The 18,315-nt window shown below is 66.9% G+C and carries 21 protein-coding genes; 14 read left to right on the forward strand and 7 right to left on the reverse strand.

What is annotated here, in order from left to right:
* Window positions 1-139: 139 nt before the first annotated feature.
* From ON23_RS33740 to mhpA, 3 genes are read left to right on the forward strand one after another with little or no spacing between them, the layout of a single operon-like run.
* Window positions 140-1,000, forward strand: coding sequence for an alpha/beta fold hydrolase (locus tag ON23_RS33740; RefSeq protein WP_039783663.1), 861 nt, complete (start codon window positions 140-142; stop codon window positions 998-1,000).
* Complete coding sequence (locus tag ON23_RS33745) at window positions 997-2,013, forward strand: VOC family protein (RefSeq protein ID WP_218001144.1); 1,017 nt, start codon at window positions 997-999, stop codon at window positions 2,011-2,013. The genes ON23_RS33740 and ON23_RS33745 overlap by 4 nt, the downstream gene beginning before the upstream one ends.
* Window positions 2,010-3,830: a bifunctional 3-(3-hydroxy-phenyl)propionate/3-hydroxycinnamic acid hydroxylase MhpA gene (mhpA, locus tag ON23_RS33750; RefSeq protein ID WP_083904403.1), complete on the forward strand. Its 1,821-nt coding sequence runs from the start codon at window positions 2,010-2,012 to the stop codon at window positions 3,828-3,830. The genes ON23_RS33745 and mhpA overlap by 4 nt, the downstream gene beginning before the upstream one ends.
* A gap of 196 nt (window positions 3,831-4,026) precedes the next feature.
* Here the strand turns inward: mhpA and ON23_RS33755 are convergent, their stop codons facing one another.
* The gene (locus ON23_RS33755; RefSeq protein WP_039783622.1) at window positions 4,027-4,665 is read right to left on the reverse strand and encodes a TetR/AcrR family transcriptional regulator; all 639 of its coding nucleotides are present in this window, start codon (window positions 4,663-4,665) and stop codon (window positions 4,027-4,029) included.
* A gap of 106 nt (window positions 4,666-4,771) precedes the next feature.
* On the opposite strand from ON23_RS33755, the gene ON23_RS33760 reads away from it, so the two are divergent.
* The 3 genes from ON23_RS33760 (at window position 4,772) to ON23_RS33770 (ending at window position 7,143) form a co-directional block, all read left to right on the forward strand.
* On the forward strand, window positions 4,772-5,905 hold the full coding sequence (locus ON23_RS33760; protein ID WP_083904404.1) for an amidohydrolase family protein: 1,134 nt from the start codon (window positions 4,772-4,774) through the stop codon (window positions 5,903-5,905).
* Between the two features lie 20 nt (window positions 5,906-5,925).
* Window positions 5,926-6,087 (forward strand): hypothetical protein, encoded by a 162-nt coding sequence (locus ON23_RS33765; RefSeq protein WP_157170370.1) that lies wholly within the window; start codon window positions 5,926-5,928, stop codon window positions 6,085-6,087.
* A gap of 120 nt (window positions 6,088-6,207) precedes the next feature.
* A complete protein-coding gene (locus ON23_RS33770; RefSeq protein WP_039783627.1) occupies window positions 6,208-7,143 on the forward strand; it encodes an oxidoreductase in 936 nt (311 codons plus the stop codon).
* A 95-nt stretch (window positions 7,144-7,238) separates the two neighbouring features.
* On the opposite strand, the gene yczE is transcribed toward ON23_RS33770, so the two are convergent.
* Entirely contained in the window at window positions 7,239-7,859 is a 621-nt protein-coding gene (gene yczE, locus ON23_RS33775) for a membrane protein YczE (protein ID WP_039783629.1), read from the reverse strand.
* Between the two features lie 412 nt (window positions 7,860-8,271).
* Here yczE and ON23_RS33780 point away from each other — a divergent pair, with 412 nt between their 5' ends.
* Window positions 8,272-8,922, forward strand: a complete 651-nt coding sequence (locus tag ON23_RS33780) for a DJ-1/PfpI family protein (protein ID WP_218001145.1) — start codon at window positions 8,272-8,274, stop codon at window positions 8,920-8,922.
* A gap of 65 nt (window positions 8,923-8,987) precedes the next feature.
* Window positions 8,988-9,440, forward strand: a complete 453-nt coding sequence (locus ON23_RS33785; protein ID WP_157170371.1) for a hypothetical protein — start codon at window positions 8,988-8,990, stop codon at window positions 9,438-9,440.
* Window positions 9,441-9,587: 147 nt separating this feature from the next.
* Here the strand turns inward: ON23_RS33785 and ON23_RS33790 are convergent, their stop codons facing one another.
* The gene (locus ON23_RS33790; protein WP_039783634.1) at window positions 9,588-11,027 is read right to left on the reverse strand and encodes an amidase; all 1,440 of its coding nucleotides are present in this window, start codon (window positions 11,025-11,027) and stop codon (window positions 9,588-9,590) included.
* Between the two features lie 128 nt (window positions 11,028-11,155).
* Here ON23_RS33790 and ON23_RS36400 point away from each other — a divergent pair, with 128 nt between their 5' ends.
* Window positions 11,156-12,100 (forward strand): helix-turn-helix transcriptional regulator, encoded by a 945-nt coding sequence (locus tag ON23_RS36400; RefSeq protein ID WP_051043724.1) that lies wholly within the window; start codon window positions 11,156-11,158, stop codon window positions 12,098-12,100.
* Between the two features lie 148 nt (window positions 12,101-12,248).
* Entirely contained in the window at window positions 12,249-13,280 is a 1,032-nt protein-coding gene (locus ON23_RS33800) for a hypothetical protein (protein WP_039783636.1), read from the forward strand.
* Window positions 13,281-13,350: 70 nt separating this feature from the next.
* On the opposite strand, the gene ON23_RS33805 is transcribed toward ON23_RS33800, so the two are convergent.
* Together ON23_RS33805 and ON23_RS33810 are read right to left on the reverse strand one after the other, a co-directional pair.
* Complete coding sequence (locus ON23_RS33805; RefSeq protein WP_039783639.1) at window positions 13,351-13,719, reverse strand: VOC family protein; 369 nt, start codon at window positions 13,717-13,719, stop codon at window positions 13,351-13,353.
* A gap of 209 nt (window positions 13,720-13,928) precedes the next feature.
* The gene (locus ON23_RS33810; protein WP_083904407.1) at window positions 13,929-14,429 is read right to left on the reverse strand and encodes a nucleoside deaminase; all 501 of its coding nucleotides are present in this window, start codon (window positions 14,427-14,429) and stop codon (window positions 13,929-13,931) included.
* 272 nt (window positions 14,430-14,701) lie between these two features.
* Between ON23_RS33810 and ON23_RS33815 the strand changes: the two genes are divergently transcribed.
* From ON23_RS33815 to ON23_RS33830, 4 genes are all read left to right on the forward strand, one after another.
* The gene (locus ON23_RS33815) at window positions 14,702-15,103 is read left to right on the forward strand and encodes a hypothetical protein (RefSeq protein ID WP_039783641.1); all 402 of its coding nucleotides are present in this window, start codon (window positions 14,702-14,704) and stop codon (window positions 15,101-15,103) included.
* Between the two features lie 123 nt (window positions 15,104-15,226).
* On the forward strand, window positions 15,227-15,586 hold the full coding sequence (locus ON23_RS33820) for a nuclear transport factor 2 family protein (RefSeq protein WP_039783644.1): 360 nt from the start codon (window positions 15,227-15,229) through the stop codon (window positions 15,584-15,586).
* A gap of 182 nt (window positions 15,587-15,768) precedes the next feature.
* The gene (locus ON23_RS33825; protein WP_210743216.1) at window positions 15,769-16,134 is read left to right on the forward strand and encodes a hypothetical protein; all 366 of its coding nucleotides are present in this window, start codon (window positions 15,769-15,771) and stop codon (window positions 16,132-16,134) included.
* 152 nt (window positions 16,135-16,286) lie between these two features.
* Window positions 16,287-17,408: an epoxide hydrolase family protein gene (locus ON23_RS33830; RefSeq protein ID WP_039783646.1), complete on the forward strand. Its 1,122-nt coding sequence runs from the start codon at window positions 16,287-16,289 to the stop codon at window positions 17,406-17,408.
* A 116-nt stretch (window positions 17,409-17,524) separates the two neighbouring features.
* Here ON23_RS33830 and ON23_RS33835 read toward each other — a convergent pair whose 3' ends face one another.
* Window positions 17,525-17,833: a hypothetical protein gene (locus ON23_RS33835; protein WP_051043725.1), complete on the reverse strand. Its 309-nt coding sequence runs from the start codon at window positions 17,831-17,833 to the stop codon at window positions 17,525-17,527.
* Between the two features lie 5 nt (window positions 17,834-17,838).
* Window positions 17,839-18,315 (reverse strand): hypothetical protein (locus tag ON23_RS33840; protein ID WP_039783677.1); only part of this gene is annotated, 477 nt, incomplete at its 5' end.

Genomic DNA, 18,315 nt, shown 5'->3' on the forward strand with positions numbered 1-18,315 from the left:
CTACCGGACGATAGTTGGTCAAGAACGTCAATCATGCTGGAACTCACATCTTCGATGATTTCATCGGACTTCTTGACAGAGGAGATGATCGTAACTGATGATTTAGTCAATAACGGTTCTGGAGGTAGCGGTGACGAGTATCGACAAGCAGGCGGGAGCCGGACGGGCGGTCCGGGTCGACGGTCGCGAGATCTACTTCGACGAGGCCGGCTCCGGTCCGGTGGCGGTCTTGCTGCACGGTGGTGGTCCCGGGGCGACCGGCTTGTCGAACTATTCGCGCAATATCGAGGCGCTGGCGCAGCGGTTCCGCGTGATCGTGCCGGATATGCCGGGCTACGGGAAGTCGTCCAAGTGGGTCGATCAGTCCGATCCGTTCGGGTACCTGGGCCGGGCCGTCGGAGGGTTGCTGGACGAGCTGGGTGTGGCCTCGGCGCACCTGGTCGGCAATTCCTACGGTGGTGCGGCGGCGTTGCGGCTGGCGATGGATCGGCCGGAGAAGGTCGACCGGATGATTTTGATGGGACCCGGTGGTATCGGCTCCTCTCGGGCGTTGCCCACCAAGGGGCTGCAGGAGTTGCTGAACTACTACCCGGGTAGTGGTCCGAGTCGCGAGAAGATCACCCGGTTCATCCGTGAATACCTCGTCTTCGACGGTGCGTCGGTGCCCGAGGAATTGATCGAATTGCGGTACCGGGCCAGCATCGAGCCCGAGGTGGTCGCGAATCCGCCGCTGCGGCGTCCGTCGGGGCCGTGGGCGCTGCGCACGCTGTGGCGGATGGATTCCACCCGGGATTCCCGGCTGCGGAAGGTCCAGCATCCGACCCTGGTGATCTGGGGGACCGACGACAAGGTCAACCGTCCCTCGGGCGGACGCATCCTGTCGGAGACCATGCCGAACTGTGATCTGTACCTGGCGGCGAACACCGGTCACTGGGTGCAGTGGGAGCGTGCGGACCTGTTCAACTCGCTGGCCACCACATTCCTGGAGGCGACGTCGTGATCGGTGCGAACCCCGATTCGGTTTTCGGCTCCGTGCACCTGGGTTATGTTGTCGTGCAATCGAATCGGCATGCCGACTGGCGCCGCTTCGGCGCCGACGCGATCGGTCTGCATGTCGACGCCCTCGACTCGGGGGTGCTGCGTTTCCGTCTCGACGACCGTGCCTGCCGCTTCCTCATCCAGCGTGGCCCGGCCGAGGATGTGACCGCGCTGGGCTGGCAGATCGACGATCACGAAACCTTCGATCGCATCGTGGCGCGCGTGAGCGACCGCGGCGTCCCGATCACCGAAGGCTCCGCCGAGGAAGCGGCGCTACGCGGGGTGCAGCGATTGTGGCGCTTCCCCGGGCCGAAGGGGATCGCTCAGGAGATCTTCACCGTGGCTGTCACGACGCCGGAACCGTTGCGAATGATCAGTTCCGGCTGGGTGACCGGTGAGGCCGGCATGGGCCACGTCGCGATCGTGTCGCGTGAGCCGGAGTCCATGCGCGGCTACTACGAGACGGTCTTCGACTCCCGGCTGTCGGACTACATCGACGAGAACATTTCCGGGCTGAAGATGAAGATCCGCTTTCTGCGGGTCAACGAGCGCCACCATTCGATCGCCATCGCCGATATCCGCGGAATCAAGATCGATCCGCTGCGCACGCGCGTGCAGCACATCAACATTCAGTCCGCGACGCTCGACGATATGCTCGCCGCCTTCGGCCGCGTCACCGACCTCGGCTTCCGCATGCAGTGGTCGGTGGGGCAGCACACCAACGACCGCGAGCTGTCGTTCTACTGCGTCACCCCCTCCGGCTTCGAACTCGAGGTCGGCTGGAATCCGATCGTCATCGGCCCCGAACTCGAATCGACCTGGGAGCCGACCACATATCCGGGAATCAGCATCTGGGGACACACCCCGGTAGGGGACACGGTGCTGACGAAGTTCACCCAATTCCGCCGGGCGCTGCAGTCCGTGCGCACGCCCGAGATCACCGTCCCGCAGCTCACAGGAGGTCTGTCACGATGAACGCCACCGACTACGACGTGGTGGTCGTCGGCTTGGGCCCGACCGGGCTGACGCTGGCCAATCTGCTGGGCCGGCGCGGAATCAGTGTCCTCGTGCTCGAGCGCGAGCCGGAATACTACGGGCTCGCCCGTGCCGTCTACACCGACGACGAGGTCATGCGGATCTTCCAGAGCACCGGTGTCGCAGACGATCTCGCCGCCGACATGAACGTCGATTCGACAGTGCAGTGGGTGCGTGGTGACGGCAAGGTGCTGGTGCAGTTCCACCAGACCGACCGCCCGCTCGGCTGGCCGATCGTGAACTTCCTGTATCAGCCGTATCTGGAGAACGGCCTCGAGCGGGCGTTGGAACGCTATCCCCACGTCACCGTGCGGCGGGGCCGTGAGGTGGTCGGTTTCGATCAGGATGCGGACTGGGTGAGCGTCGAGCATGCCCGCAGCGCCGGGACCGACTACGGCAAGAAGACCTCGGAACCGGACCCCCGCACCACGGAGCGGGTGCGGGCGAAGTTCCTCGTCGGCTGCGACGGCGGGCGCAGCGTGGTCCGTACTCGGCTCGGAATCGATATGTCCGGCACCAGTTTTCCGGAGCGGTGGCTGGTCGTGGATCTGAAGGCCGCCGACGGTGTGGACGCGTTCCGGCATCTGCCGTACTTCAATTTCGTCTGCGACCCGAAGCTGCCGATCGTCTCCTGCCCGCAGCCGGGCGGCCATCACCGTTTCGAATTCATGCTGCAGGAATCGCAGACGGCCGAGGAGATGGAGGACCCGGACAACGTCCGCCGCCTGATCGGCGCCTTCGTCGACCCGGACGAGGTCGAGGTGCTGCGTCGGCTGGTGTACACGTTCAACGCCGTGGTCGCCGAGCGCTGGCGGGCCGGGCGGATCCTGATCGCGGGCGACGCCGCGCATATGACCCCGCAGTTCGTGGGACAAGGGATGAGCTCGGGTGTCCGGGACGCCGACAATCTGGCGTGGAAACTGCATGCGATCATCGAATACGGTGCCGCGCAACGGATTCTGGACAGCTACGAGACCGAGCGCCGTCCGCATGCGAAGGCGATGATCGACTTCTCGGTCTTCAACAAAGCGCTGGTCTCCGTCGACAACCCATTGCTGGCGGCCGCTCGTGACCTCGCGCTCACCACCGCGGTGCGCACACCTGGGCTGGGCGGCTGGATTCGCGCCGCGAAAATGAAGCCACAGCCGCGCTTTCGTCCCGGCGCCTATCTGGGCCTGCCACGTGGGCGGTGGAGACGCGGTGTGGCGGGCACCCTGTCGCCGCAACCGCAGATCCGCACCTACGACGGGCGGCATCGCCGCCTCGACGAGGTTCTCGGATCGGGCTTCGCGGTGCTCGGCAACGGTGTGGACCCGCGCTCGGTCCTGAGCTCCACGGACGGCGCGGCACTGCGGGCGTTGGGAACTCGATTCGTCACCGTCTACCCAGCCGGTGGTCGACCGCAGGGCAAGCCGGGAGACGGCCGGGCTGCCGGCGACGACTACGCCGACGTGGAAGACCACACCGGTGCGCTGACCACGTGGTTCGGGAAAGCGGGTGTGGGCGCGCGCGGCCTGGTGCTGCTACGTCCGGATCGGTACGTCTTCGGCACGGCCGCACCGCAGCGTGCGCACGAACTGACCGCCGAACTACTGCGTCAACTGGGTGGGCCGCGTCCGCGCATCGCCCCGGAGGTTGTGCCCACCGCCGGCATCCCGATCGCCGACACCGCAGCCGCCCACTCGGGTCCGGCCGAATCTATTGCCGAACACAGCGGTACCGGTCCACGCCGGGACGACATGGAGGACGCGCGATGAGGTCGGCGCCGTCCGAGACCGGGGCCGTCCGTGGCACGGCGCAACGACTGTTCACCGCGACGGCGACGACACCACCGTCGCCGCCGGCGTGGGCGGTGATGGTCTGCATCGCGCGCCCTCCGACCGGGCACCGGGCCGGGTGAGGGCGGCCCGGTTGTCGACCGGTGCACCGTGGATCGCGGTGGCGGCGAGGCGGTTACAGCTGTGGCAGCGGCGGGAGTTCGCTGCTGGAGAGTTTCTGCGCGGTGCGCTTGTTCATGCCGAACATGCGCAGCATATGGAAGGTCATCTCGTCGGTGAGGGCGTCGGCATCGGCGTCCGGACGGGCATCGAGCAGCTGCAGCAGTCCCAGCAGGGCCCCGCCGGCGGCCATGATCGCCATATCGGGGTCCATCGGTTCGAACCGGCCCTGCTCCTGCGCGGCGATGATGTCGCGGCGGGCCCGCGGCGCCAATCCCTCGTCACGCAAGAGCACCGACATTCCGGAATTCAGCAGCACCCGAACCATTTCCGGCACCTGGCGCTGCAGTCGTCCGGTCATGCGAAAACTCACCGCGAACACTTCGGCCGGATCCTCGTACTGCTCGACGATGCCGTCGCGCATCTCGCTGTAGACCTGCAGCACCGAGCGGATGGCCTCGTCGAACAGCTGTTCCTTCGAGGTGAAATGGTTGTAGAACGAGCCGAATCCGACGTCCGCCGCGTCGGTGATCTCTTGGATGCTCACCGCGGAACGGCCCTCGGACAGGAACTTCCGCGCCGCGCCCAGCAGGGCGTTGCGGGTGCGTTCGCGGCGTCGGTCGATGCGGTTGCGGACAACGGGTTCGGCGGCCATCGATCTCTCCCAATCACATGCGTTATGGAAATCGTAACTGAGAAGAACATCAGAGTCGATTCCGAGTGCCTTTCGACACGCGCTCGGACCGGAAAGTGAGAAGAACATGGTCAGTTCCCGCCTCATCTCGGCGGTGAGCCGCCGTCGCGCACTCGGTACGGCCGTCGCGGGCACGCTCGGCGTCGCCGCGGCGTCGGTCGCGTTGCCCGGTGCGCAGGCGACACCCGTTCGAAGGCGGCAGCCGGCGCCGTCGGGCACGTATCGCATCGATCTGCACGCGCATTTCCTGCCCCCGGACTACCGCGCCGCCCTGATCGAACACGGCCACCTCACCATCGGCGGGTACCCGACGCCGGAATGGTCGGCGGAGCAGGCGCTGGCCTTCATGGACTATTACGGCATTGCAGCACAAGCACTTTCGGTATCCGATCCGGGTGTGTCGTTCCTGAGCGGGAAGGAGGCCACCGATATGGCGCGTTACTGCAACACCTATGCCGCCGGGCTGTTCCGGTCGAATCCGACGCGGTTCGGCGCCTTCGCGGTCCTGCCGATGCCTGATATTCCCGCCTCGATCGCCGAGGCGATCTACGCCCTCGACGAATTGGGTCTCGACGGGGTGATCTTGCTGTCGGCCTACAACGGGGTCTATCTCGGCGACCCGCGCTTCGAACCGTTGATGGCCGCGCTGAACCAGCGCAGCGCCTACGTGTTCGTGCACCCCGCGGCGATCCCCGATAACGCCAAACCGAAACTGCCGCTACCGGATTTCCTGGAAGAGTTCACCTTCGACACCACCCGCGCCGCGACCATGATGATGGTCACCGGTGTCACCCAGCGGTACCCGCACATCCGCTTCCAGCTGGCTCACGCGGGCGGCACGGTGCCGTTCCTGTCGCATCGGATCAGCGTGGCCTCTCAGACCGTGCTGGGGCAGTTGTGGCCGCAGGACCTGCCGAAACCGTCCGTGCTCGATATCCAGCACCAGATCTCGACCTTCTACGTCGACACCGCGCTGAGTGGCTCGGCGGCCGCGATGGCGAGCGCTACCGCCGTCATGAGCCGCGACCACATCGTCTTCGGCTCCGACTGGCCGTTCAGCGCGTTGACTCTGCCACAGTCGGGCAGCCATGATCCGGCACCCGGACTGAGCGATATCTTCGACGCCGATCAGCGGATGGAGGTCGAGCGCCACAACCCGTTGCGCCAGTTGCCCCGCCTGGCCCAAGCGGTCGGCGCGTGAGCCACGGCGGTGTCGGGCGCGTGGCCGACGATCGCATCGAGGTCGCTATTGTTCGCCATCACCTCGAACGTGACGGCGAGAAGCTGAGCTACGTCCTGGCCCAGGTGTACCGTGTCGACAACGTGAAGCTCGTCGAGTATTGGGAGTATCCGGAGCCGGCCTTTTACCACGCGTGGCGATGAGGTCGACTCAGATCTGTTGGGCAGCGCTGCGATTCGCAGGGTCGGCCGACTCCGGATACCGGACCAACCGCCACGACCCTACTGGAGAAGTAGCGGGTCCCCCGACGTGAGCGAGGTGAAATGAAAATGAACCGGCGTCAGCGTTGGACGGCTGACGCGATACCGGATCAATCGGGGCGCACTGTCGTTGTAACAGGCGCTAATTCGGGTATCGGGTATGAGATCGCCGCTGCTCTTGCGCGTCGCGGAGCCCGCACGGTGCTCGCCGTGCGAGACATCGGCGCGGGAACCGAAGCTGCCGCCAGAATCGCCGACTCTCGACTCGGCGCTACCGTCAGCGTGCAGCAGCTCGATCTCGCATCCATGCGGTCTATCAGATCCGCGGCCGCCGACCTGCGCGCGAGCTACCCCCGCATCGACCTGTTGATCAACAACGCGGGGCTGGTCGCGTTTACGAAGGGATCCACCGAGGAGGGCTTCGAACTCCACTTCGGCGTGTGCCACCTCGGACACTTCGCGCTGACAGGCTTGCTCTTGGATATGCTGATGAACACACCCGGAGCCCGGATCGTGACCGTGAGCAGTTTCGGCCACCGCATGGCTGGTGACGGCATCGACTTCGCCGACCCACACTGGCAACGGCGTCCCTACAAGTGGGTACAGGCCTACGGCCAGGCCAAGCTCGCCAACCTGCTCTTCACCTACGAACTTCAACGTCGGCTGGCTGCGGCCTCAGGTACGAACGCCATCGCCGTGGCAGCGCATCCGGGCACGACGAAGACGCAACTCGTCAGGGACGCCCCGATATCCATCCGGCTGCAGAACAGACTGCTCGGCGGCTTGCGTCAAGGCGCTGCGATGGGAGCACTGCCGATTTTGCGCGCCGCGACGGATCCCACAGTTGTAGGCGGCCAATACTTCGGTCCCGGAGGACTGGGCGAACTACGAGGCTATCCCCGGATCGTCAGCTCGTCCGCGACCTCCCGCAATGCCCTGCTTCAGCGCAGATTATGGGAGATGTCCGAGGACCTCACCGGTGTTCGGTATTCCGTATGACCACCGACGAAGCAGTATCTGAAGTCTTTGGGGGGATGGAAGCTCACACGTCGATGGGACGGCCGCCATGCTGCCCTACCGCGCCCGCGGCACGGTTACGCCGGTACCGGCTCGGGTGCGGTGCCCGCCCGAAATCCGGGGACCACGCGGTCGACCAGCGGTATCAGCAGTTGGATGAGCGGCCCGATACCGAACGCGTAGACGAAGGTGCCGACGCCGACGCTGCCGCCCAGCAGCCAGCCGGTGCCGAGTACCGTCGCCTCGATACCGGTGCGTATCACCCAGACGGGTTTTCCGGTGCGTGCGACCAGGCCCGTCATCAGTCCGTCCCGCGGTCCCGGCCCCATGCCGGCGCCGATGTAGAGGACCGTGGCGATGGCGTTGAGCACCACTGCCGCGGCCATCGCCGCGATGCGCACCGCCATGGCGTCGAGTTCGGGGAGCAACCACAGTCCGGCATCGACGGACACCGCGAGCACCACCACATTGCTCACCGTGCCCAGCCCGGGACGTTGCCGCAGCGGAATCCAGGCGAGTAGCACAGCGATTCCGGTGGCTGCGGTCACGGTGCCGAAGCTCACCGGCACGTGTGCGGCCACACCCTGATGGAAGACATCCCAGGGGTCGAGTCCCAGTGCCGCCCGGATCATTACGGCCATCGAGAACCCGTACAACCACAGTCCGGTGTAGAGCGCAGACAGTCGGCGAAGCAGCATTCGGCCAGTATGTCGACGACTGGACCTTCAGCCCAGAGCCAGTTGAGGGGGAGTGGACTGTATTGATATGGCCGGTGATTCGGCGACTGAGCTCCGGAACGGAATCGCCCGACCGGTCGCGGTAGCGACTTTCGGGATCCGAGCCGAGGAGTATCACCCATGACATCTCCTACATTTTGTAGTAGAAACGTCAGCGTGTGACTTCGATGAAACCTGCTGTCACGCAACATCGAACGACAACGGTTGCGGGAAGGCAGAGATGTTCACAGGGCGTCGAGATTTCCTGATGGGCGCTACCGCGGCGTTGGCTGGTATGCCATGGCTGCGCGGGAGGGCGGTCTCCCCACGCGATACCTCAGCACCGATCCGGCCGGTCGACGAGCCCCTGCGTGAGGGAAGCGAGCAGATCGCCATGCTGCTCTACCCTCAGTGCACGGCACTGGACTTCATCGGTCCTCAATATGCCTTCGCATGCCTGTCGGGCGCGACGGTGCACCAGGTCGCTGCCACGATGGAACCGATAGTCACCGACACCGGGGTGACCCTCACGCCGACGGCGACCTTCGATCAATGCCCGCGGGATGTCGATGTGCTGTTCGTCCCCGGTGGAACGAACGGAACGCTGGCCGCCATGCGCGACGACAACGTCATTCGCTTCGTCGCCGACCGTGGCGCACGGGCGACATGGGTCACCAGCGTGTGCACCGGTTCGCTGGTGCTGGGCGCGGCCGGACTGTTGCGCGGTTATCGGGCCACCTCACATTGGGCCGCACGAGATCTATTGGCCGAAGCACACGCGATTCCCACCGATTCGCGGGTCGTTGTCGACCGCAACCGGATCACCGGCGCAGGCGTCAGTGCGGGATTGGACCTCGGCTACGTCATCCTCGCGCTTCTGCGCGACCAGCGCTACGCGGAAACGGTGCAACTCATGGCCGAATACGCACCGCAGCCGCCGTTCGGCGCAGGCTCTCCCGACACCGCACCGCCATCGACGAAAACCATGGTGGAGGCAATGTTCACCGACTTCCGCGCAGGCGTGCAGCAGACTCTCCCGCGTTGAACACTCTCTCTCCGGCTCTCGCCACCGCGGGGTAGTCTCACCCGAAACGATGAGGGGGCGGTGGTGTGAGAGATTCCCAGGCAGACCCGAAGTCGTTTGCGCCACATGGTGCGACCGCCGTCACCGCGGCCATGACAGCGTTGACCGTAGGACTGCTCAGCGGCATCGCCGGAATCCTGTGGCTTCTCTACGTGGTCACCGGAATCGAGGATCAGGCCCGCGAATCGCCTACCGAGATCAGCCGATCCTCGGACCTGATCGCCATGGGCGTCGTCGCACCTGTCATCGGGCTGGCCTGGATTGTCGGAGGATTCCTTCTGCTGATGTGCATGAAGACGGGCCGAGTCCTGTTGGTCCTCGCATCGGGAGTGGCGCTGGTCGCGAGCGTGGTGCAACTTGTCAACAGAGGCTTCGCCTTCTTGTACATTCCTCTCGCCGTGAGCCTGCTGATCCTCATCCTGTGCGCGGTTCCGGCAACCGGTCGCTGGATCGTATCCGAGCGACAGGAGCTCCGATGACGCGGCGCGGCGCGGAGGATGGTGCGGGCTGCGAGTGACGGTCGCGGTGACCCGCCGTCGCGTCCGCGGTTGTGCGCCGAATCGTACTGGGACCCTATCGGTTTGGTGTGCGGGTCCGGCAGGTATCGCGGACCCGCACGGTGATCGCTAGCGCCCGGCGTGCACGGCCGGACGGCGGTCGGCCCACGGCATGGCTCGCTCGAGATCCCCGGCGAGCGCCAGTAGCGTGGCCTCGTCGCCGTGGCGGCCGGCGAACTGGATGCCGATCGGCAGCCCCGCCGCCGATTGGGCCAGCGGCAGCGAGATGGCGGGCATACCGGTGACGTTGAACAGCGCGGTGAAGCTGCCGTAGTCGAAAATTCGGTCGTACCATTCGCGGGCGCTCAGCGAGGCGTCGTCGGCATCGAGGTGACCCAGCGGGATCGGTGGCGCGCTGGTCGTGGGCGTCAGCAGGACGTCGTAGCGGGTGAGGAACCCCGCGACCGCGCGGGTGGTCTGGTTGAACACCCGGTCGGCGGCGTAGATGTCGAAGGCGGACAACGTTTTTCCGTATTCGACGCACGCCAGCGTGGTCGCCTCCAGGTGCTCCCGGTTCGCCGGCACGCCCAGCTGCGCCGAGGCACCCAGGACGGCGTCGGCGAGGAAACTGCACCACGCGTCGAGGTTGGCCTTGTCGAAGGCCACCACATCGAGCTCGGGCGCGGCCTCCTCGACGACGTGCCCCATCTCGGCCAACCGTTCGGCCACGTGGGTCACCGCGGCCACGCACTCCGGGTCGACCGCGCGACCGGCGTCCATCGGGGTCGCGGTGACGGCGATTCGTAGTGGCCGGGAACCGGCGGCGGCGTGTTCGGCGTAGCTGCGCACCGGGCCGGGCAGCAGGTAGCGGTCGCCGGGTTCGGCGCCGTGCACCGCGTCGAGCAGCCGCGCGCTGTCGCGCACGGTGCGGGTGACGGCGAATTCGATGCCGAGCCCCAGCAGCGGGTCGGCGAAGTCCGGGCCGGGCGTGGTCCGTCCACGGCTCGGCTTGAGACCGACCGCACCGCACGCGGCGGCGGGGATGCGGATCGAGCCGCCGCCGTCGTTGGCGTGTGCCATCGGCAGCGCGCCGCTGACGACCAGCGCCGCCGAGGCGCCGCTGGAACCGCCGGGGCTGCGGTCGGTGGCCCAGGGATTGCGGCTCGGTCCGCCGTAGGCGAGAGCTTCGGTGGTGGCGTTGAACCCGAACTCCGGGCTGCGGGTGATCGCGCCGATCGCCAGGCCCGCGCGGCGGAATCGCGCCACCAGGTGGGTGTCCTCCGGGTGGGTGACACCCGCACCGAACAGCCTGCTGCCGCTGCGGCTCGGCACTCCGCCCGCGTGTGCGATGAGGTCCTTGAGTGCGAACGGCACACCGGCGAACGGACCGGACTCGTCGTAGTCGAGCGGTGTGTCGAAGCGCTCGCCCGCCACGGCGGCCAGTTCGGGTTCGACCGCGTCCAGGGCGGTCGCGGCGGCCGTCCAGACCTCGGACGCGCTGACCTGACCGTCGCGGATCAGCTCCGCCAGACCGGTGGCGTCGTGCGCGGCGTATTCGGCGACATCCATGCGATTTTCTCCTCGTGCTTCGCGGGCAGGATGGGCGAAGAGTAGGAGCGAATATCACGGCGCGTATCGGCAGAATTGCGGAGGCGCAATCGCGGACAAGTCGCTAGCCGCGCACCTACCATGACCGCATGAGCGAGTCGGCGGTGCGTGCGCGTCTCGCCGCCGCGCTCGAACTCCGGGACACGGCGGCCGGGTCACCCGGGGGCGAACCCCTCAAACAGCAGACCGCACGTCTGCTGTTCGCGCTGCGCCGAGTGGTGCCCTACGACCACGCCGCGCTGTCGATCCCGGACCCGGTGACCGGCGAGCACACCACCTATTCCAACTTCGGCTACAGCACCCCGACGCTGGATCTGATCAACGACGCCATGCCGGACATGGAGCTGTACGGCGAACTCCGCGAGACCAGGCTCCCGGTACTGCTGCACGACGTGGACCGGCGGCGACGGCGCGGCGTCGTCTTCGACATCATCCGGCGCAACGGCTTTCGCGACGGGCTCAGCCACTGCCTCTACTCGCCGCACGGCCGCTACCTCGGCTTGCTGAACCTGAGCACCTACACCCCGCTCGACGAGCACACCCTGCCGCTGACCACGCTGGTCTCCGACGCGCTCGCCGCCGCGGTCGACCCACTGCGCCCGGCGAACGGCGGCGCCATCGCGATCGGCGCGGGGGAGGACGCCCTGCTCATCGATCTCGACGGCACTCCACGCCCGTTGACCGCGGGCGCCCGCACCGACCTGGCCGCCGCCCTGATCGGGCTCGACCCGCCCGCTGCGGTGACGGTGATCCACGGCGCGCACGTGCACGAGGTCCGCCTGGACGCGGTGCGCGGCGGCACCCTCATCCGGCACCGACCCGTGCCGCCGCCCGCCGGACTGACGCTGCGAGAACTCGAGGTGCTGGAACTGCTTTCGCACGGCGCGGCCAACACCGAGATCGCCCGCACCCTGCGGATCGGCGCATCGACGGTCGCCACCCACGTGGAGGCGATCCTGCGCCGCACGGGATCGTCCAACCGGACCGCCGCGGCCGTCTACGCGACACGCATCGGGCTGTGCCGTTCCGCGTGACGCCGGCAACCGCTGGTACGTAGCGCATTTCCGCGCGTGGGAATCGCGTGGGCGGCGGCTGGATCTACTCTCGTCGCGTCGATCGAGCGGCCGCTACGTCCACGAATTCCGCGCCCGGACCCAGCGGCCGGGCTATGAGGAGTTCGCGGTGACCCGAGGCGATGTTCATCTGTGTGGCAGTGTGCCGCTGCCGGATGCGGAGGCCGTATTCGGTGCGGCCGCGCGGCGGCTGGGACCGTGGCTCAGCCGCATTCCCGACGGTGAGACCGGCGAGCGGGACAATTTCACGGTCTGGCAGTTGCCGCGCATGGGCGCGCATCCGGATCTGGAGACGGTGCCGCCGCCGAGCCCGGAATACGGTCCCAGTGAGCGGGTGCGGCCCAAACCGGGCGTGGATCCCGCGTCGATCGATTTCGGTGAGCTGGGTTACGCGCAGGCAGCGCTCGAGTCCTGGGGTGTGTTCCGCAAGCTGCGCGAACGCGGCGATATCGATGCCGGGGTGCGGTTCCAGGTCTGCCTGCCCACCCCGATCTCGGTGGTCGGCGCCTTCGTCGGCGATCCGCAGGACATTCTCGAACAGCGCTACGAGGCGGCTCTGCTCGCCGAACTCGGCCGCATCGCCGCGGCGATCCCGCACACCGATCTCGCGGTGCAGTGGGACTGCCCGGTCGAGTTCGCCATCTTCGAGGGGGTGTTCCCGTCCTGGTTCGGCGCCGACGACGAGACTCGGCTGAGTGAGATCGTGGCACGGCTCGTGCGCCTCGGCGCGGCCGTGCCGGGAAACATCGAACTCGGATATCACTTGTGCTACGGCGATTTCGGGCATCGTCACTTCGCCGAGCCCGCCGACACCGGTCGCATGGTGGCGGTGCTGTCCGGTGTGCTGGCGGCGCTGCCGCGCCGGGTCGATTGGGTGCATATGCCGGTTCCGCGCTCGCGCGCGGACCGTGCGTACTTCGCGCCGCTGGCCGGGCTGCACCTGCCGCCGCAGACCCGGCTGTACCTCGGACTGGTGCACGCCACCGACGGCCGCGACGGGGCCCTGCGCCGCATTCGCGGCGCCCGGGAAATCGTCGACGGCTTCGGTATCGCCACCGAATGCGGATTCGGCCGCCGGCCCGCCGAACACATCCCGGATCTATTGGATCTGCATGCCGAAGTGGCGGCCATGCTGTCGTGAGACCGGTGAACTCGGAGTGGACGGTGAAGGGGGCCTGCTGGTCCGAGTGACAGCGGGATGCCCCGGCCGACTAGCCCCAGTTGGCAGCGAGGGTGAGGCAGAACGGGTGGCCACTCGGATCGAGCAGCACCCGCCAGGTCTCACCGGGCTGAAACTCCGGCACCGTGGCACCCAGTTCGACCAGTTGTTTACTGGCGATCTCGAGGTCGTCGACCGCCAAATCCAGATGGAACTGTTTGGTGCCCTTCTCGTTCGGCCAGGTCGGAGCCTGATAGTCCGGGATAGTGCCGAATCCCAGCGCGTGATCCGGACCGGTGAGCATGGCGTACTCGTCCTGCGCGTGCGTGATTTTCCAACCGAGCGCCGCCGCCCAGAACTCCGCGTCTCGCCGCGCGTCGGCACTGTCCAGAGTGAGCATTTTCAACGTGGCAACCGCCATGGGTTTTCCTCTCAGCTACACGATTACTGTCAGTCAGCCTGCACCACCGGCACCGCGCGGGATTGGAGAAACGCGACACCGGCCCCTGCCGGATACCGGCCGCCGTCAGCGGTTCGCCGAGGCCGACGCGCCGAAGGTGTACGCCGGATCCCTCGCGACGTCCGCGGGCGAGCAAACGGTTCACCCCACGTGGACAACTGCGCCCGTTCTCACATGCTCGCGAGGCCACCAGCCCAGGTGCGCATACCCGCCGGGCCGTCACCAGCGGCATAGGCGGCGAACTGTGCGCGGGCTTCGCCTGATCGGATGCCGCCCCTGATCTCGCGGGGTTTCGCGAAGTATGGAAGCTCCTGCGGGGGCAACCACGATTCCACCAGCGCGGCAGCACCATCGTTCGGCGACGGGAGTGCGAACCATACTCTGCGAACGCCCAACGTGATGGCCGCACCCATGCACATCAAGCAGGGCTCGAGATTCACTGCGAGGGTGAGTGTTCCGTTCGGTCGGGTGAACCCCAGCGCTTCGTCGGCCTGCTGCATCGCGAGAAGATCGGCATGCACGATCCGTCGGCCCTGTGCCTTTTCCTGGGTGTGAGCGCGCCCCAGTACCTGCTCGTCATCGAACACCACCGCACCGATCGGCATCTCACCCGCGGCCAATCCCTCGTCCGCGACCGACAATGCGAGTCCCACAGCGTCATACGGCTCCATCACCACCGCGACTGTAAGCGTTCTCGGAACGTCGTGTCCGCCACACTCCCTTCCTGTCGGTCGCGGTCGGCTCTGGTCGAGAGCCGTACCGAATCGTCAGCAGGCGCGGGCTCCCGCAGGCCCCGGACCGATCTCCGTGTCAGTAGCCGCGTCAGGTCGCCGTCAGTGTGCTGTCAGCGCGGCCGGACACAGTAGGTCCATCGAACACCACGGCCCCCGACCATCAACCCGGTGACGGGGAACTGCCACAACAGATTTCGAAGGAGACCACCATGTCCGCCACCCTCGCCCTGACCGCCCAGGACCAGCTCACCTTGCGCACCGCCGCCTACGGCGCGGTCTCGCTGCTGGCCGCCGGATCGAGCAAGCCCCACACGGCCGCCACCGCGGGATCGACGGCGCTGCTGTCGGCGACCGGCACGGTCGGACACGTCCTCGCGGCAAAGTCCAGGGACATCAAGCTGGCTGGGAAGTCCGTCGCCGAACTCGCCGATCAGGTACTGCCCGCCCTCACGGCCGCAGTGACCCTGCTCGAACAGTCCGACCCCGCCGAAGCCGACAACTTCCGCACCACCGTGCAAATCGCGATCGAGGCCGCCACCACCGAGGTCCGCCCCGGCCCCGTCACCACCGAAATGATCCGCAAGATCACCGCCGCCATGCACGCTGGGTAAGACGCTTACGAGTGCTCGCCAATACAAACGCCTCCAGGTGACACCTTGCGGGTCGGAGTGTGAAGATCGGCCGAGTGCGAACGGCCTGGCGCGGGTAGGACGCCGGCTGGCAAGGTGTTGCTCATGGACAACTTGCGGGACGCCGAGCGCCGACTCCAGACCGCGCAGCTCGCCGGCGACGTCGAGGCGCTGGATCGACTACTGGATGATCGGCTCATCTTCACCTTCGGTGCCAACGTTCAGACCAAGGCGGACGATCTGGAGCTGCACCGCACTCGAGCGCAGGTAGTGACGAAGGTGGCCGAGGAGGAGTTGACCGTGCTCACCGACGGGCGTACCGGGGTGACGTGGTTTCTCGGCACCATCGAAGGGACCGTCTCCGGGACGCCGTTCGCGGCCAGGATGCGCTACACCCGTACGTGGCTGTACGACGAGACGCACGGTTGGCGAATCATCGCCGTGCACGCCAGCACGGCCGATTGACGCAGCCGACACGTTGTCCGGCGACCGGCCGGCTACACGGCAAACGGCGGGTTCGGCGGGGCAGCACCGACATATCCAGGCGTTCCTCGGGCCGGCCGCGTGGTCGCCGGCGTCGTTAACGCCGCAAGGGTAGGTGATCGATTGTCGAGCGACAGTAAAGGAATGTGGGAGAGGGGAAACGAATGAACACGACGGCAACTGTCGCGGCGCGGGCTGTGGTCGCCGCGGCTGTGGTTTCAGGTTTCGCCGGCTTCCTCGGATCCGGTGTGGCTCGAGCCGCGCCGCAGGACTGTGCGGTTTCGCGGGATCTCGTCGGTGCGACGGCGACGTGCTACGACGACGGCCCCCCTGGCCGGGAGTACGCGCTGATCGTCGAGTGTTTCGGTCTGCACGGCATCCCCAACGCATTTCCGTTGATGGCTGTCGGCCCCTACCTGGGATCGTGGAATGGTTCCTTCGGCCCGTCCGGGCAGGGCACGGCCTCCTGCCTGGGGCCGACGAGTATCGGGACCGCTACGAACGCTTACGTGAAGATCTATCGGGATTGATCGCCGCAGTATGTGGCGGCGGGCTCACGGCACACCCGGCCGGCGCGATCGAAACGCACTCCGCAACGCCAAAGGGATTGTGTCGTAGGCCGACTCGTTCGCTGCTGAGCAGGTGTGGTACGACGAGGAGTCCGCCGAGGAAGGGAGGCCCAGTGGCCGCCGAGCCGTTCGAAGTCAGCGTCACCGAAGCCGAGATCGCGGATCTGCGTGAACGGTTGCGACGGACGCGGTGGCCCGAGCCCGAGCCGGTGGACGACTGGTCACAGGGTTTGCCGCTGGCTTATGCGCAAGAGCTGTGCCGCAGCTGGGCCGAGGACTACGACTTCGGGTTCGCCGAGCGGCTGAACGTTTTTCCGCAATATCGCGACACGATCGACGGGCTGGGCATCCACTTCCTGCACGTCCGCTCGCCCGAGCCGGATGCGTTCCCGCTGGTGCTCACGCACGGGTGGCCGGGTTCGGTGCTCGAGTTCCTGGAAGTTCTGGGCCCGCTGACCGACCCGCGCGCGCACGGTGGGGATCCGGCGGACGCGTTCCATGTCGTCGCGCCGTCGTTGCCCGGGTACGGCTGGAGTGACAAGCCGTCGACGACCGGGTGGGGCGTCGATCGCATCGCGCGCGCCTGGGACACGTTGATGGTTTCGCTGGGTTACGAGCGGTACGGCGCGCAGGGCGGTGACTGGGGTTCGGCGGTGTCCGGCGCGCTGGGCGAGGTCGCGCCCGAGCGGGTCGCCGGCGTGCATCTGAACATGGGATCCGTGGCGGCGGGCACGTTCGACGATCCGACGCCTGCGGAGCTGGCGAACCTGAAGGCCGCCAAGGAGTTCCGGCGCACCGGTCGGGGATACTCGGCGATCCAGGCGACCCGGCCGCAGACGCTCGGCTACGGCCTCACCGACTCCCCGGCGGGCCAGGCCACATGGATCGCCGAGAAGTTCTGGGCCTGGACGGACAACAACGGTCATCCCGAGGACGCGGTGTCGCGGCAGCAGATCCTCGATGAGATCTCGGTCTACTGGTTCACCGCGTCGGCCACGTCGTCGGCCCGCCTGTATTGGGAGAGCTTCGCCGCCTTCCGCGACAAGGTCACCGCGCCGTCCGGGTTGTCGGTCTACCCGCGCGACCTGACCCGCCCGTCGCGGCGTGAGGCCGAGCTACGGTTCACCGACCTGCGCTGGTTCGAGGAACTCCCGCGAGGTGGCCACTTCGCCGCGCTGGAGCAGCCGGAGTCGCTGGTCGAGCAGGTGCGCGGGTTCTTCCGCCTCTTTCGCTGACGGTCCGTCCCAACCCACCACAGCCGGCCCAGCGCACCAGCATCTCAGGAGCGCGCCGCGAGGGGCGATGATTCTCCGATGGATATCGTCGAGTCGCTGCGGCGAGCCTGCGCGGCTTACGGGCATTTCAGGGTTTGGCATGCCTGGATGAAGTGATCACGCCGGACGTCTCTGCCATTGGAACCGCCGTTGATGATCCGCGAGACGGGATCGATGCTCGCGGAGCCTCGAGGATGTGCGTTGTCGGCGACGGCGTTGAGGTTGTTCCAGTACCACGCTGCCGTGGCGAACGCGTACTTCGGATCCGCCACCAGCTCGGGGTGATTGACGAAGTCGACACCGAGCGCGCCGAACTCGACGTACTGACGCCCCGTGGTGGTGACGGTGTCCGCAACGCCCAGCCGCGAAGGTGCTATGAACGCCACGCCCGCTACAGCACGCTCATGTAATTGCCGTAATTTCCGTTCAGGGCGTCCGTTGCGGCTTCGGCGATGATCTCGCGGCTGTCTTGCGAACATCGGGTCAGAAACACCCGCACGCGTGGCCCGGACCAACCGGCTGCTGCGACCGCCGGCCAGTACGCCAGGTGCTTGTGGTTGAGATCGTGGAAATTGGCCTCGGCATAGTCGAGGACGGCGTCGACCGCGGAGTCGGGGAGTTTCAGTCGCAGCATCGCGACCGCGCGCAGCGCGCCATCGGCGAGAAGTTCGACATCTTGTCGCAGGCACCACAGGGCGGGAGCAGGGTCGTTGTCGGAGGCGCGGCCCAGGCGGACGATGGCGTCGCCGAGTGCAGCGTTGACCGTCGTTGCCGACCGTGGTTGCAGCGCCAGCCTTTTCAGAAGCTCGACATCCGCGCTGCTGCCAGTCGTTCCCAGTGCCATGATCATGTGGTACTGCGTCTCCCA

This window comes from Nocardia cerradoensis NBRC 101014 (assembly GCF_000308535.1).
In the GTDB taxonomy this organism is placed as follows: Bacteria; Actinomycetota; Actinomycetes; order Mycobacteriales; family Mycobacteriaceae; genus Nocardia; species Nocardia cerradoensis.